The organism is Bowdeniella massiliensis (assembly GCF_023634005.1).
In the GTDB taxonomy this organism is placed as follows: domain Bacteria; phylum Actinomycetota; class Actinomycetes; order Actinomycetales; family Actinomycetaceae; genus Bowdeniella; species Bowdeniella massiliensis.
This window is the reverse complement of the sequence record NZ_JALIQR010000004.1, coordinates 70,546-86,013: the sequence shown is the minus strand read 5'-3', so window position 1 is coordinate 86,013 and position 15,468 is coordinate 70,546. Positions and strand designations below refer to the sequence as shown.

9 protein-coding genes are annotated in these 15,468 nt (G+C 67.4%); 4 read left to right on the top strand and 5 right to left on the bottom strand.

The features are described 5' to 3' along the window. Positions 1-5 precede the first annotated feature (5 nt). The 3 genes from MUN85_RS03610 to MUN85_RS03600 are packed head-to-tail and all read right to left on the bottom strand — an operon-like array spanning position 6 to position 6,249. Positions 6-3,815, bottom strand: coding sequence for a lipid II flippase MurJ (locus tag MUN85_RS03610; protein WP_250505424.1), 3,810 nt, complete (start codon positions 3,813-3,815; stop codon positions 6-8). After that, entirely contained in the window at positions 3,815-5,734 is a 1,920-nt protein-coding gene (locus MUN85_RS03605) for a DUF6049 family protein (protein WP_250505423.1), read from the bottom strand. Before MUN85_RS03605 ends, MUN85_RS03610 begins: the two co-directional genes overlap by 1 nt. After that, positions 5,731-6,249, bottom strand: coding sequence for an NUDIX hydrolase (locus MUN85_RS03600; RefSeq protein WP_250505422.1), 519 nt, complete (start codon positions 6,247-6,249; stop codon positions 5,731-5,733). The genes MUN85_RS03605 and MUN85_RS03600 overlap by 4 nt, the downstream gene beginning before the upstream one ends. Positions 6,250-6,364: 115 nt before the next feature. On the opposite strand from MUN85_RS03600, the gene MUN85_RS03595 reads away from it, so the two are divergent. The 4 genes from MUN85_RS03595 to MUN85_RS03580 all read left to right on the top strand — a co-directional run bounded on the left by MUN85_RS03595 (position 6,365) and on the right by MUN85_RS03580 (position 12,382). Further along, positions 6,365-7,780: a CCA tRNA nucleotidyltransferase gene (locus MUN85_RS03595; RefSeq protein ID WP_250505525.1), complete on the top strand. Its 1,416-nt coding sequence runs from the start codon at positions 6,365-6,367 to the stop codon at positions 7,778-7,780. Next, positions 7,781-9,070 carry an MFS transporter gene (locus MUN85_RS03590; RefSeq protein WP_250505421.1) on the top strand — a complete coding sequence of 430 codons (1,290 nt, stop codon included), beginning with the start codon at positions 7,781-7,783 and terminating at the stop codon, positions 9,068-9,070. It begins immediately after the preceding gene. A gap of 95 nt (positions 9,071-9,165) precedes the next feature. Continuing rightward, the gene (locus MUN85_RS03585) at positions 9,166-11,448 is read left to right on the top strand and encodes a transglycosylase domain-containing protein (protein ID WP_250505420.1); all 2,283 of its coding nucleotides are present in this window, start codon (positions 9,166-9,168) and stop codon (positions 11,446-11,448) included. A gap of 16 nt (positions 11,449-11,464) precedes the next feature. Beyond that, on the top strand, positions 11,465-12,382 hold the full coding sequence (locus MUN85_RS03580; RefSeq protein ID WP_250505419.1) for a NaeI family type II restriction endonuclease: 918 nt from the start codon (positions 11,465-11,467) through the stop codon (positions 12,380-12,382). Positions 12,383-12,399: 17 nt separating this feature from the next. On the opposite strand, the gene MUN85_RS03575 is transcribed toward MUN85_RS03580, so the two are convergent. Both MUN85_RS03575 and MUN85_RS03570 read right to left on the bottom strand, forming a co-directional pair. Further along, positions 12,400-13,395: a DNA cytosine methyltransferase gene (locus tag MUN85_RS03575; RefSeq protein ID WP_250505418.1), complete on the bottom strand. Its 996-nt coding sequence runs from the start codon at positions 13,393-13,395 to the stop codon at positions 12,400-12,402. A 79-nt stretch (positions 13,396-13,474) separates the two neighbouring features. Continuing rightward, a complete protein-coding gene (locus MUN85_RS03570) occupies positions 13,475-15,451 on the bottom strand; it encodes a thioredoxin domain-containing protein (protein ID WP_250505417.1) in 1,977 nt (658 codons plus the stop codon). Positions 15,452-15,468 lie beyond the last annotated feature (17 nt).

Genomic DNA, 15,468 nt, shown 5'->3' with positions numbered 1-15,468 from the left:
GGCTGTTATTCGAGGGAGATTTCTGCGAGTTCCACACGGTTCTTGCCATCGGATGCCGCCGTCGGCAACGAGGTGAACCACAGGATGATCGTGTCAGTTTCGACCGGGTCGAAACTGATCTTCGTCGATTCTGTCATGTCCGCTTCGGCGATGACAGCTCCGCCAACCGGGTCGCCGGCGTCGGTCTTGACCTGGACGTGGCCGCCCGAGCCGTGCAGCGTGAGCGTGAGGCCAGCGACCTGCGTCTTCTCGGCGAGCGTCAGCTGCAGGCCGATGCCGGATTTCATGCCGTAGGCGGGATTGCGGTAGGAGCGCGAGCGCCAGTAGCTGGCCGGATCGCCGTCGAAGGCGCGAGGCGTGAGGTCCTGGTTCTCGGCTCCATCGCCCTCCGGATCGAGGACGGTGATGGCGGAGATCGTCGGGGGCACCGCGGGTGCTTCCGTCGTCTCCTCAGGGGTCGGGGAGGCCGTTTCTTCCGGCGTGGGCGAGGCCTCGTCGGTCGGCTGGGCGGCGGTCGTCGTGGGCGCCGGGGGCGGGCTCACCGTGCCCGGGCTGCGCAGGTTGGACAGCGCCAGGATGAGGACGAGGACGAGCAGACCCGCAAAGACCGTGAGAATGAGCGGGCTCGGATCGATCCGGCGGCGCGAAAGCGGGGTGGAAGCGTCGTACTTCTCGACTTCGCCGGGCAGGTTGATCGAGTGCTTGGCGGCGAAGCCGTCGAGCTTGGTGACGAGGCCCTCGATGCGCATCGTCGTGACGTCGGCCTGGCGGCGGGAGGCTTGGCGCGCCTTATCCGCGGCGATACGCGCCTTCTCGGCCGTTTCCAGCGCCTTGGCGGTCGCGGCATCGGCGCTCGCGCCCGAGAGGATCGCGTCCTTGGTCTTGCCCGCGGCTTCCAGGCGCCGGCGGCGGCGCTCCTCGCGCGTGATGGTGCCGTCATCGCCCGGGCGCTGCGCGCGCGTGATCGGCGGCGGGACCGGCATCGGGGCCGGGTCGGAATGCTCCTCGGCTGCGGGCGGGGCCGGGGGAACGTCGGCCGGGATCTCCTCGGTCACCGGGTCGGTCGCCGGCGCGTCCTCGGCCAGCGGTTCGTCGCTGGGGGACTCCTCGACGGGAGGCTCCTCGGACGCGGTGGCCGGCTCGCCCTTGCCGGCCGCGTGGGACGGCGGCGCGGGGGCGATCTCGGAGGGATCGAGGTTCAAAATCTCGGTGAAGTCGGGACCCGGATCCGGGTCCGCGAGGCTCGACTCGGCGAACGTCGGCCGCCACTGCAGCGGCGGCGCCGGGGGCGCGGCCGGGATATCGGGATTCGGCGGTGGCGGAGTCTGCCGTACACGCATCCAGGCGGGAGCGCCCGCGTGGCGATTGATGGCGAGGGCATCGAGCGCGGAATCGAAATCGAAAGTCGTCCACCCGGCGAGCGCGGCGGCGACGTCGGCGGCGGAGCGGGACTCGGCGAGCGATTGGGAGCCCGCCTCGCCGCTGAGCTCGGTGTAAAGCTCGTGCAGCGCGGCGGCGTCCTGCTCGGAGGCGAGCAGCGAGCGCTCGACCGCGTCGCCCTCGTCGTCGAATTCCACGAGCGCGCCGTCGATGCCGAGGCCGACGATGACGAGGTCGCCCGCGGGCGTAAAGCGCACATGGGCGGGGCTGAGGGCAAGGTGGTGAACGCCGCGGGTGCGGGCGCCATCGAGCGCTCTCGCGACCTGGGCGACGATCGCTTGCGCCTCGCCCGGGCGCAGCTGGGCGCCGGCCAGGCTCGTCTCGGGCAGCGGCTCGGTCACGACGTAGGCGCGGTTGGTCTCCTCGTCGGTCGCGACGTCGGTGATGGCCGGGAAGGGGTCGTCGTCGATGAGGTAGGCGCGGCGCGCCGAATCGATGATCGGGGCCGGGTCGGCATCCGCGCGCGACACGAAGATCGCGACGGGACGCTCCAGGACGGTATCGGTGCCGAGGTACCAGGAACCGGCGTGGCTGGCGGGGATCGAGGTGGCCTCATCCACCCGGTAGCGCCCACCGACGACGTGGCCCGTCACGGCCTCCTGGTTTGTCACGTCCGGTCCATCCTTAGTCGTTGAAATACTCCCCTTACCAGTATTGTCCACGATGCCGCGGCCAGCACGCGCGGATCCTGGAACGTGGACGGGAATTCTCGGCCCGATAATGGGGATGCGGCGCCCGACTTTCAAGGCGAGCCGAATGACTTGGGACAGCATCCGGTTGATGTCTTCGACGCCGAGCAGGCGCGCGATGGCGATGTAGACAACAGCCATGATCGAGCCGAGCAGCGCGACGAGGAAGACGGAATGCGTGAAGGATCTGACCGCAGACGTCTCACCCGGCATGCCGAGGAAGCGCAGGCCAGCGAGCGCGACGAGTCCGGCGGCGCCTGCTGCGATCGCGAGGCGCAGCGCGACTCCGAGGATTGCTCCGTGATCGACGCTCGGCAGCTTGCGACCGAGTTTTACGTAGCCGATCGCGGCGCCGAGCAGCATCGAGACCGCTGTTGAGCCCGCGGCGATCGGCACCCAGTACAGCGGGGGCGCGAGCAGCCAGCCGAGCAGCGAGATCGCGATCTGCGCGATCGCCATCGGGATCTGGATGAAGAACTGGGTGCGCGCATCTTCGTAGGCGAAAAATGCGCGCTGCACGACGGACCACGCCCCCTGGAAGGGGATGCCGAGGGCGAGTGGCAGCAGGACGAGGGCGACGTTGCGCGCCTCATCGGCGGTAACGGACGGCAGCACGACGTGGGCCGTTGGGATGGCGAGCACGGCGAGGGCGACCGCGGCAAACATCGTGAACGTCGCGGTGATGCGCAGCGCGAGGCCGAAGTCGGCGGCGACGCCGGCGTGGTTGCCGGCCGCGGCCTTGTCGCTCATGCGCGGGAAAAGCGCGGTGATGAGGGAGGTCGTAAACAGCGACTGCGGCAGCATATAGATGAGGAACGCATTGTTATACGTCTGGTTCGCCGGCAGCAGGATGTCGCTCGTGGCCGCGGCACCATTGGCGGCGGCCGCCACGTTGGTGACCGCGAGGAAGCCCAGCTGGCCGACGGCGAGCCCCGCAAAGGACCACATCGCCATGCGGGAGGCACCGCCCAGGCCCGCCACTCCGAGGCGCCAGCGGAAGCTAAAGCCCGTCTTTTTTAGCGCGATGATGAGCACGCCCGCCTGCACGGCGACGCCGAGGGTCGCGAAGCCGGCGAGCAGGGCGATCCGGCCGCCGGTCCAATCGGCGGGGTTTGCGCCCGAGCCGTCGCGGGCAAAGCCAAAGATCCACAGGTATATGACTAGGCCGATGATCGCGACGATATTGTTGGCGACGGGCGCCCACATATAGGGGCCGAAAGAGCCCTTGGCGTTGAGCACCTGGCCGAGCAGCGTGTAGACGCCGTAGAAGAAGATTTGGGGCAGACACCAGATCGCGAATGCGATCGCCAGGTCGAACCAGGCCGGATCGAGCTGGGAGGCGTATAGCGTCACGATGATCGAGCTGCCGATCGTCGCGATAAACGTGAGCACGAACAGCCCAAGGCCGGCGACGGTCAGCAGCCGGTTGACGTATTCGTCGCCGTCCTTGCGGCGCAGCGCCCGCACGACCTGCGGCACGAGCACGGCGTTGAGGACGCCGCCGGCCAGCAGGTTGTAGATGATGTTTGGCAGCGTGTTGGCCACCGCAAACGGGTCGGCCTGGCCGGCGCTCGCGCCGATCGCTGCCACGAGCAGCGCGTTGCGCAGCAGACCAAGGATCCGCGAGACGAGCGTCCCGGAGAACATGAGGGCGGAGGAGCCTGCAAGGCCTCGCTCTCGTACCATTACTTCTCCTTGAGGCTCGGCGCCGTATCCGCGGGCGGCACGTGCCCGCGGCCTCGCACGCCGCGTTGACGATTTCGGGCGATGGTCCGGATGATACCGCCGACGACGAGCAGCGCGAGCGCCGCCGCGGCGATCGCCGTGCCCACATTCTCCCAATCGGCGCGCACGCGCACGTCGAAGGGCGCCGAGGAGGCGATTTCCTGGCCGTCGGCGCTCATGACGCGCACCCGCACCTTTAAGTCGCCCGATCCTACGGCGTTGACCGGCATCGCGACGGTCGTGCGCGCGCCGGGCGTCAGCGTCGCCTCGACGACGCCCGGAGTTTGCAGACGCGGATCCTGGGCGACGAGATCGACGACGACGTCGGCGGGGGCGCTGAGCGCCGAGTTGATGTGGATGGGTATATCCGGCTGATCGGAAATGAGCAGCAGCGAGGAGGCCGTCTCCACCGTGATTGCGCCCGCGAGCGAGGCCGCGCGCTGCTCGATCGCATCGAGCACGCGCATGCGCTCCCCGCGCGATTCGGCGAGCGCGGTTGACCACAGGTGGCGCTCGGCGATCCGCAGGTCGCTCACGAGGCTGTCGCCGTTGCTCGTCGTGCTCGCGATCGCCGAGGCCCGCGCGATCGCCTCGCTCGCGCGCTGGTTGATCGCGGTTTCTGGCGCGGCGGGCGACTGCTCGGCGACCGCCCACGTGGCGGGGCGCCGGCCGTCGGTCTGCACAAAGGCGCCATCGGCAACGGGCGGCACCGTGCCGGGCATCGTAAACGGCGCGCCGGTCAGCGCCGCGACGCCCGCCGCGGCGGCCTCGGCATCAACGTCACGCGGCAGCGCGAGGACGAAGGTGCGCGGATCGTTCGGGCGCTCGCGGATGGTGGCGGCGGCGTGCGCGAGCAGCGCCTGGCGATGGGCGATCGGTTCATCGCGCGCGGCCAGGTGGGCGCTCATCTTCGTATCGATAACGAGCGCGGGCGCGCCGGAGACCGTCGCGATGCCCGACGGCGTGTAATACGTCGCGGCCGGTTTGCGCACCTGGTCATCGCGCACGACGAGCACGGCGTCCTTGGGCCGCAGCGCGAGCGCCTCCTTGCTTACCTCCCTCGGCCACCAAAGCAGCGGCAGCGAGGACGGGGCCGCGCGCAGCGATTCGGCCAGGCGCGCCCGCCCGGCATCGAAGCTCGCGAGCGCCGAGATGTCCGGGTCGCCCGCAGGCAGCGTCAGCATGGGGGTCGCCTCCAGGCCGCGCAGCGCGGGATCACCCACCAGCGTCACGCCGGCCGAAGCGAGCGTGGCGATCGCGGTCTTGCGTTCGGGCGTGGCCGCATCGCTCATCGGATCGGCGAGGATGTCGCGGCTGGAGGCGCTCGCGGTGCCGAGGATGAGGAAGTTCGATGCCGGCAGCGAGGTATCGGGCCAGTTAACGACGTAGGAGCGGGCGTTGCCCGCCTCGGGCGGCGCCGCGCTGCCCGCATCGCCTGCACCATCGCTGAGGCCGGCGGCCGCCACTCGCACGAGGATGCCGCGCGGCCCGCGCGAGATCGTCGGCAGGTCCTCCTTGGGCACCGTCAGGCTCGCCTCGGCGCTCGCGCCCGCGCCGAGCTCATTCAGGGTCGTCGTCGTCAGTGGCGTGGAGGAATTATCGTCGCGCCCGCCGAGCCAATCATCGAGGCGCTCGCGGGCGACGGGCGTCCACGTCTGCAGCCGCACCTCGGCCACGGGTTCGGGGATCGGCGTCGAGCTCTCGTTGGTGACGCGCACGCGCAGCGTGATGTCGCTCGGGCCGGCGAGCACGGCGGGCGCCTGGTCGATGATCTCGACGCGCAGGCTGCCAGCCGCGCTCGCGCCCGGCAGGGCGGGCAGCCACGCCGCCGCGAGGGAGCACAGCAGGGCGAGAATGGAAACGAGCCGGGCGCGGCTCATGCGCGGCCTATCAGCACATCCCGCGCGGTGGCAATCACGCGCCGCTCGTTGGGGTAGGCGAGCCGGCTTGCCGCCTCCTCCAGGGTTAGCCACGCGACGTCCTCCGCCTCCTGATCCGGATCATTGTCGACGGTGAGATAGCCGCCGATCGCTTCCAGAAGATAATGATGGACTACTTTATGGACTCGACGATCATCGCCCGCGAACCAGTAGTCAATCGTGGCGAGGTGGCGCAATACTCGGGACTTGATCCCCGTCTCCTCATAGATCTCCCGCACCGCGGCCTCGGGGGCCGTCTCGGCCCCTTCTAAGTGGCCCTTGGGCAAACACCACTCGAGCCGGCCACCGCGGTTGCGCCGCGCAATGACGGCGACGTAGGCCCTGCCGCCCACGACGTCGATCGTCACGCCACCGGCCGAGGTTTCGTCGACGGTCGGCAGGATTCTGCGCACAGCGTACGCCCGGCGACGCGGCGGCGCGGGCACGCGGCGGCGAGGACTGGGCGTAACGGACATGCCATCCAGCTTAGTCAAGCCAGCGCCGCGTTGGGCCGTGGTGAGAAATGCGCGCCCGACGTGAGAAAGTAAGGACGTGCCCACTTCCGAGAATTCCGCCCTGAGCGTCAGCCAGCTGCGCAAGATCGCCTCCTACCAGCTCGACCAGCTGCCCGCTGTCGTCATCGAGCTCGGTGAGGTGTTCGCGAACGCGGGTTTCGAACTCGCGCTCGTCGGCGGCCCGGTGCGCGACCTCTTCCTCGCCCGCCCGACCCACGATCTGGACTTCGCGACCTCGGCGCACCCGGACGATACCGAGCGCCTTCTTGCCGCCTGGGGCGATACCCACTGGGCGATCGGCAAGGAGTTTGGCACGATCGGCGCGAAAAAGGGCGAGACGATCGTCGAGGTGACGACGTACCGCACCGATGAATACGATCCGTCGAGCCGCAAACCGCTCGTGCAATACGGCGACACGCTCGAGGGCGACCTCACGCGCCGCGATTTCACCGTTAACGCCATGGCCGTGCGCCTGCCTTCGCGCGAGTTCGTCGACCCGTGCGGCGGCCTACCCGACCTTGCCGCGATGGTGTTGCGCACTCCCATCGAGCCCGAACGCTCCTTCGACGACGATCCGCTGCGCATCATGCGTGCCGCGCGGTTTGCCGCCCAGCTCGGTTTCGACGTCGAGCCGCACACGATGGCGGCGATGGAGAAGCTCGCGCCGCGCTTGGCGATCGTCTCCCCGGAGCGCATCCAGGCCGAGCTCACGCGCCTCATGACCGCGACGTGGCCGCGCCGCGGCCTGGAGCTCATGGTCTACACAGGCGTCGCGGACCTCGTGCTGCCCGAGCTCGCCAACCTGCGCCAAACCCAGGACGAGCACAACCGCCACAAGGACGTCTACGAGCACACGCTGACCGTGCTCGATCAGGCGATCGCGCTCGAAACCGGCCCCGAGGGCCCGGTACCGGGGCCCGATTTCGTGTTGCGCTTTGCCGCGCTCATGCACGACGTCGGCAAGCCCGCGACGCGGCGCTTTGAGCCCGGCGGGCAGGTCAGCTTCCACCACCACGAGGTCGTCGGCGCAAAGATGACGCGCAAGCGGATGCGCGAGCTGCGCTTCGATAAGCAGACGACGAAGGACGTCTCGCGCCTCGTCGAGCTGCACCTGCGCTTCCACGGCTATGGCGATCAGGCCTGGACGGATTCGGCCGTGCGGCGCTACGTCACCGACGCCGGCCCGCTGCTCGAGCGCCTGCACCGCCTGACCCGCGCCGACTGCACGACGCGCAACCGTCGCAAGGCCAACCGCCTCGCGGCCGCCTACGACGATCTCGAGCGCCGCATCGACGAGCTCGCCAAGGCCGAGGAGCTCGCCAAGATCCGCCCCGACCTCACCGGCAACGACATCATGGCGATCCTCGGGATCCCGCCGGGGCGCGAGGTGGGCGCCGCCTACAAGTTCCTGCTCAACCACCGCATGGAGCACGGGCCGATGAGCCGCGAGGACGCCGAGAAAACGCTGCGGGCCTGGTGGGAGGCGCGCTAGGTGCGCCTCATCGCCGACCTCAAGACCCTCACGGGCTACGCGGGTTTCCGCAAACTGCTGGCGATCCGCCTGGTGAGCCAGACGGGCGACGGACTCGTGCAGGCGGGCCTGGCCTCCCTGTTCTTCTTCTCGCCCGAGCGCCTGACGACCGCCGGGGACGTCGCCATTGCGTTTGCGGTGCTGCTGCTGCCCTTCACCGTCGTCGGCCCGTTCGCCGGCCCACTGCTCGATCGCTGGCGCCGCCGCCAGGTGCTGCTCTACGGCAACGCCGTGCGAGCCGTCCTCGCGGTCATCATCGGCCTCTGCCTCGTCCAGCTCGGCATCGGCCCAGCGGTCTACGCGCTCGCGCTGCTCATCCTGGGCGTCAACCGCTTCCTGCTGTCCGCACTGTCGGCCGGGCTGCCGCTCGTCGTGCCGCGCCATCTGCTCCTCATGGCGAACTCGATCACGCCGACGCTCGGTGCCGGCGCCGCGGTGCTCGGGGCCGTCATCGGTTTCGGCCTCGGGATCGTCCTGCCGACGGGCGCGGTGCGCGACTTCGGGCTGCTCGCCGCCGCCGGCCTCGTCTTCGCGGCCGCTGCCGCCCTCGCGCTGCGCCTGGCCCCGAGCGAACTCGGCCCCGACGGTTCGGGTGAGCGTCGCCGCTCGATCTTTGCCGTCTTTGGCGAGCTCGCGGCCGCGGCCCGCTACCTGACGGCCCGCCGCACCCCCGGCGCGGCGCTCGCGGTCATGGCGACCCACCGGTTTTTCTACGGCGTGAACTTCCTCGTCCTCATCCTCGCCTCGCGCAACCTCCTCGTGGATCCGACGAACGCCGCGGCCGGGCTCGCGCTGTTCGCCACCCTGTCGGGCATCTCCTTTGCCGGCTCGGGTCTCGCGATCATCGCGACGCCCATCGCCCACGAGCGGCTCTCCCCGCAGCAGTGGATCCTCGCGTGTTTGGGGATTGGCGCCCTCTCCCAGCTCGTGGCCGCTACCGCCCCCGCGGTGCCCGTCATCGCGAGCGCCGCCTTCCTCCTCGGGCTATCCGTCCAGGGCGCGAAGATCGCCGTCGACACAATCGTCCAGCGCGATACCGCCGACGCCTACCGCGGCCGCGCCTTCGCGCTGTATGACGTGATGTTCAACGCCGCGTTCGTGGGAGCCGCCGGGCTCGCGGCCGCCATCCTGCCCGATACCGGGTGGTCGCGCGGCGTCTTCCTCGTGCTCGCCGCCGCCTTCGCGCTGCTCGCCGCGGCCTACCGCCTGAGCCCCGCCGAACCCGCCGACGTTGCCTCTACTCGCGTGTGATCCGCCACGTTCGGGGGTGAGTTAGCTCGCTCGGCTCTGTTATCCGTGTGGCTGGTGGGGCCATACTGGAGGGTACTGATCTGGAAGGACTGGGTGTGAACGAGCATCAGGGCAAACCCGTGACGCGCCGAAGCCTGCGCGAATCACGCAACGCGGCTCCGCCGAAGCCGCCCAAGGGCCGTACCCGCACGCTCAGTGCGACCAAACCCAACGGCAAGCGCCGGCGCTACCCGCGCCCGAACAAGGGCCCGATCCTGCGCTGGCTGCCGGGCTGGAAACTGGTCCTCGGCCTCTTCGCGTTCCTCATCGCCTCCGGCGCGGGCCTATTCGCGCTCGCCTACTCGATGATCGACGTGCCGCAGCCGGGCGACTTCGCCCAGGCCCAGACGACGACGGTCTACTACGCCGATGGCGAGACCCAGCTCGGAACGTTCTCCGAATACGATCGCAAATCGGTCGCGCTATCCTCCCTGCCCGAGCACGTCGGCCACGCCGTCGTCGCCTCCGAGGACCGGCGCTTCTACACCAACCCCGGCATTGACCTGCGCGGTATTGCGCGCGCCACGTGGAACAACCTGCGCGGCAACCCGCTGCAGGGCGCCTCCACCCTCACCCAGCAGTACGTCGAGCGCTATTACGTCGGCGATACCAAGGACGTCGTCGGCAAGGCGAAGGAAGCGATCCTCGCGCTGAAGATCGACCAGCAGCAGTCCAAGGAAGAAATCCTCGAAAACTACCTCAACACCATCTACTTTGGCCGCGGCGCCTATGGCATCGAGGTCGCCGCGGAGCACTACTTCGGCAAGAGCGCCACGGACCTGTCGATCTCGGAGTCCGCGCTCCTGGCCGGCCTCATTCCGGCGCCCTCAAAGTGGGACCCGGCCGTCATGCCCGAGCGCGCCGAACAGCGCTGGAACCGAGTTCTGGACATCATGGTCGCCGACGGCTGGATCACCCAGCAGGAGCGCGATCAGCAGACCTTCCCGAAGACGATCGACTACAAGCCGGTCAACGCCCTGAAGGGCCCAAACGGGTACCTGCTCGACATGGTGAAAAACGAGGTCGTCAACAAAGCGGAGATCTCCGAGGACGAGCTGAACACGCGCGGGCTCGCCATCGTCTCCACGATCCAAAAGCCCCGCCAGGACGCCGCCGTCGAGGCCGTCAACGCGCTGCCGGAAGACCGGCCCGAAAACAACCGCGTGGGCCTGGCCTCCATGGATCCGCGCACCGGCGCGCTCGTCGCCGTCTACGGTGGCCCGGATTTCGTCAGCCAGCCGCGCAACGCTGTCACGCAGGACCGGGCTCAGGCGGGTTCGACCTTCAAGGTCTGGACGCTCATCGGCGCGCTGGAGGAGGGCTACTCGCTCTACGACACGTTCCAGTCCTACAACAACATGGAGATCGAGGGCTTCGACAAGCCCGTGCGCAACTACGACCGCGTCAACCGCGGGCGCATCAACCTCGTGAAATCGACCGAGGACTCGGTCAACACCCCCTACGCCCAGCTCAACGTCGAAATCGGTCCGCAGCTAACGCTCGACACCGCGGTGAAGGCCGGCATCCCGAAGGACACGCCGGGCCTGGCCCCCGTGCCCTCCAACGTGCTCGGCCCGGCCTCGCTGCGCCCGCTCGATCAGGTCCGCGCTTATGGCACGATCGCCGCGCAGGGTGTGAAGCACGAGCCGTTCATCGTCTCCGAGATTAAGGACGGGCGCGACAACGCCATCTACAAGGCGGGCACCGACGGCGAGCAGGTCTTCGACGCCGATGTCATGGCCGATGCGACCTACGCAATGCAGCAGGTGACCCGCACGGGCACCGCGCACTACGTCGGCTCGCACCTTGGCCGCCCCGCCGCGGGCAAGACGGGCTCATCGAATGACTACAAGTCGGCGTGGTTTGCGGGCTTCACGCCTCAGCTCGTGACCGTGGTCGACATGTACCAGGTCGGTCCGGACGGGCAGGAAGAAGAGCTCACCGGCTTTGGCGGGATCCGCACGGTCGCCGGCGGCACCTATCCGACCCAGATCTGGACGAACTATATGAAGGCCGCGCTCGAGGGCGAAGAGGTCATCCCGTTCCCGGAGCCGACGGCGAAGAAGGCCACGAAGCATCCGATGCCGGTGCCGACGCGCACGCAGGCCCCGACGCAGGCTCCGAGCGAGGAGCCGACGGAAGAGCCGACTGAGGAACCCACCGAGGAGCCCACGGAAGAGCCGACCGAGGAGCCGACGGAGCAACCCACCGAGCAGCCGACGGAGACGCCGAACCCCACCGAGACTCCGACGAAGCCGGGCAACAATAAGCCGGGCAGGCCGGGTCAGCCGGATAAACCCGCGCCACCGGGCCGCGGCAACGGCGGCGGAAACAACTAACAGGAGGGGAGTGTCTGTGTGCTCCGAGTCTGTCAGCAATCAACCAGATCACGAGATCGATGCAGTTGCAGCTGCAATCCTGAGGTTGGACCCGTCAGGTGAGCGGATTGCTAGGGTTTTTCGGCGGACCTTCGACCAGGCCTATGACGGTCTCAATACAGGTCGATATAAGCTCGGTCAGCTATACAAAACCGAAAAAACTCATTTTGGCACCCAGTTTGAGATCAATCTACAACGTGAGCTGGACTTCGAGGACGGGGTCATTCTCGACTACTGTATCGCCGGAATTGAGGTGGATTGCAAGTACTCGCACACGGGGCAATGGATGCTCCCAATTGAATCGTTCAATCATCTCGTGTTGGTAGCGCAAGCCGACGACTTGAGATCGTACTGGAGACTCGGAGTGGTCCGTGTTAGCGAGGAGAATCGTCGAACAAGTGAGAACAGAGATCGAAAGACCGGCCTGAATAAGCTCGGTAGATCGCGGATCAGGTGGTTGTTTTTCGACGCGAACTTGCCGCCTAACGCATTGCTTCAGCTCCCCGAGTCAGAAGTCGAGCGAGTGATGGCTCTTAGAAGCGGACAGCGTCGGATCAACGAGCTCTTGCGAACGGCGCAGAACCAGAGGATTAGCAGAAACATCATCGCGACAGTTGCACAGCAGAGTGATTACATGAAGCGAGTGCGAGGCAATGGGGGCGCTCGGAGCGCATTACGGAACGAAGGTATCGTGATTCTTGGGGGCGACTACAAAGCTCAGCAAAGAATCGCTCGCGAACTGGGTGCTGAGGTTCCCGAGCGCGGCGAGGTCGTAGCGGTACGCGTCGTCCCTTCTATGCCTGGAGTAGGTGTAGAAATCTCAGAGACTTGGTGGCGGCTTGCCCTGCCGGGTGAGGATACACCCGCGCCGGCGCCGATTATTCCCTACGCATAATGATGAGTCGCAGAGTTCTAGCCGATTGCGCGGAGTTCTTCACCGCTACTGGTCTCGCGTGTCACTCCAGCTCCTAATGCCGTCTTGATTGATTCGCCGATCGCGGCTGCAACCGGTGGGGGGAAGGCGTTACCAATCTGACGGTAGATTGACGTTTTGCGCCCTGCGAACTCCCAATCCGGAGAGAATCCTTGAACTCTCGCTACCATCGGATTGGTGAGACGCGGAATGTATGTTTCAGGCATTTCAGGACCGGGAGCTTCATTTGCGATTCCTTTGCCGTCCACGCCGAGTCGCAGCCAAGCCTCTTTCGCTCTCGTGGGCCCGAGATCCGCGCCGCCGTGTTTCTTCGATCCGCCGACTACGGTCGGAGCGATACTGTTTGCTCGTTTTGCCCAAGACGAAGCTCCCAGCCAGCCACGTTCTCCCATCATTCTTTCGAGAGTCTGACCAACCGTAGGAGGTGTTCCGACTGGCCGGGGCCATTCGAAGTTTCGGAAGTGTGGTCGCCTGAGCGCGACGAGAATGAAACGAGGCCGGAGCTGAGGAACGCCATACTCACTTGAATAAAGTAGTTGCCAATCAGTGTCATATCCGCAGCGATCAAGTTCCCGAAGGATCGATTCGCGATAGGTGGAGAACCGGGCGGAAGCGAGCCCTCGAACGTTTTCTAGCATTACAGCAGTCGGACGGGCTTCCCTTACAAGCCGGAGAGCTTCAGGGAACAGATCGCGTTCATCGTCGGAACCGAGCTGCTTTCCGGCGATACTGAACGGCGGGCACGGCACGCCACCGGCAATCAAATCGATTCCACGGAACTGGCGTCCATCTATAGAGCGAACATCGGCTTCAAGGACTTGCCAACTCGGGCGGTTGCGGCGAAGTGTCTCAGCGGCATCATGATCGATTTCGACCGCCAGCTCGTGATGGAAGCCAGCATGCTCTAAGCCAGAAGACTGTCCCCCGGCTCCCGCACAAATCTCCAGGACATGCATGTCGTTCGACCTCTTCATTCCTTCATTGTTTCACTTAGGGCAACTGGGGCAGCTTCCCAGGTCCATGAAGCGTCTCACGAACCTGTGACATGCTCCTTCAAGGACGTTGTTCCAAGGTTTCTCTCAGGCTATCGCGTGTCGTAATGGGCGCTGAGCAGACCTGGCCGTGGCACACGTAGGCCGCCGCCCGGCCCGTGACGGGTCCGCGGCCCTGCAGCAGGGTAGCGGCGTCGCGCTCACCCACGATGATCATGGCGCCCGGCGAGGCGAGCTCGCGAGCCGTCCGGGCGAGGTCTGCAGCGCCCTCGCCGGCCGCGATCGCCACCTGCAGCGGACCGGAGGCAAGGTCCTCGGCAACGCAGAGCGCCCAGCCCGCGAATCGTGGCGCCTCGCGCATCACTCCCGCGAGCAAGCTCAGGCTCTCTCGACCCGCCGCCACATACTCTGGCGAGCCCGCGACCGTGCCGTAGCGAATAAGGGCGCCCGCGAGCGCCGAGGAGCCCGACGGCTCCGCATTATCGCTCTCGCCGCGCGGCCGTACATACAGCTCGGTGTCGGCGGCGACGTCATAGATGAGCCCATCGGCGTCCCGAAAACGCTGGCTCGCCGCATCCAGGAGCTGGCGGGCGCGCTCCAGCCAGCGCGGCTCGGCGGTCGCGAGATGCAGCGCCACGAAGCCCTCCGCTACATCGCCGTAGTCCTCGGCGACGCCGGGCGCCTGGCCCACAGCGCCATCCCTTGAGGTGCGGCGCAGTTCGCCGTCGACGAGGTGTGTCTCCCACAGCGCGTCGGCGCAGGTGATGGCCGCTTCCAGCCACGACGGTTCGTCAAGCGCCATCGCCGCATCGGCCAGGGCCGCGATCGCGAGGCCGTTCCAGGCAGCGATCACGGCGCCGTGGCGATCGGGCTGCGGGCGCCGGCTGCGCGCCGCAAGGAGGCGCTCGCGGACGGGAAGCCACCAGTCCCAGTCGATATCGCCGAGCAGCTGCAGCGTCGAGGTACCGTGCTCGAACGTCCCCGCTTCGGTGACGCCAAGGGCCCGCGCGGCACGCGCGCCGTCGGCCTCACCGAGGACATCGATCAGTTCGCGGGGCGTCCACACGTAGGTGGCGCCCTCCGTGCCATCGGTGTCGGCGTCGAAGGAGGAGGCGAACATGCCCTCGCGCGTGCGCAGATCTCGCAGCAGAAACTCCGCAGTGCCGCGGGCGCTATGCAGTGCGAGTGTGCGCAGCGGCTCATCGGCGCGGATCGCCACGTGCGCGAAATGCCGCAGCAGCAGGGCGTTGTCGTAGAGCATCTTTTCGAAGTGCGGGACCACCCAGGCGCGGTCGACCGCGTAGCGCGCAAAGCCCCCGGCGAGCTGATCGCACATACCGGAGCGGGCAATAGCATCGGCGGTGTGTGCGACCATGACGAGCGCCGATTCGTCGCCGGTGCGGATCGCGTGCCGCAGCAGAAAGTCGAGCGCCATCGTCGGCGGGAACTTCGGCGCGGACCCAAAGCCCCCGAACTCGGCGTCGTAGCTGCGCGCGAGCATGCTCGCTGCCTCGGCCAGGTCCTCCTCGGAGATCACCTCGTGCGAACCTCCGGCTTGGGCGTCGCGCAGCATCGAGGCAACATGCGCGCCGCTCGCCCGGGCCTCATCGCGCTGGTCCTGCCACACCCGCACCATTTGGGTCAGCAGCTGCATGAATTGTGGTTTCGTCAGATAGGTGCCGCACCACAGCGGAGTGCCGTCGGGGGTAAGGAGGCAGGTCATGGGCCAGCCGCCGGATCCCGTCATCGCTTGGGTTGCCGCCATGTAGGCCGCATCGACGTCGGGCCGCTCCTCCCGGTCCACTTTGATGGGGACGAAGTGTTCATTCAGGAGGGCAGCGACCTCGGCATCCTCGAATGACTCGTGCGCCATGACGTGGCACCAGTGGCACGCCGCATAACCGACCGACAGCAGGATCGGAATGTCGTGCTCGCGAGCATGCGCGAGGGTCTCATCGGTCCACTCCTGCCAGGCGACGGGATTGTCGGCGTGCTGGCGGAGGTAGGGGGATGCGGCAGAACCAAGAATGTTCTTCATCTTCCAACCGTAGGCGA

Excerpts from the sequence above, each read along its gene's own strand:
- MUN85_RS03610 (WP_250505424.1), bottom strand. The coding sequence starts at position 3,815 with ATGGTACGAGAGCGAGGCCTTGCAGGCTCCTCCGCCCTCATGTTCTCC.
- MUN85_RS03605 (WP_250505423.1), bottom strand. The coding sequence starts at position 5,734 with ATGAGCCGCGCCCGGCTCGTTTCCATTCTCGCCCTGCTGTGCTCCCTC.
- MUN85_RS03600 (WP_250505422.1), bottom strand. The coding sequence starts at position 6,249 with ATGTCCGTTACGCCCAGTCCTCGCCGCCGCGTGCCCGCGCCGCCGCGT.
- MUN85_RS03575 (WP_250505418.1), bottom strand. The coding sequence starts at position 13,395 with ATGAAGAGGTCGAACGACATGCATGTCCTGGAGATTTGTGCGGGAGCC.
- MUN85_RS03570 (WP_250505417.1), bottom strand. The coding sequence starts at position 15,451 with ATGAAGAACATTCTTGGTTCTGCCGCATCCCCCTACCTCCGCCAGCAC.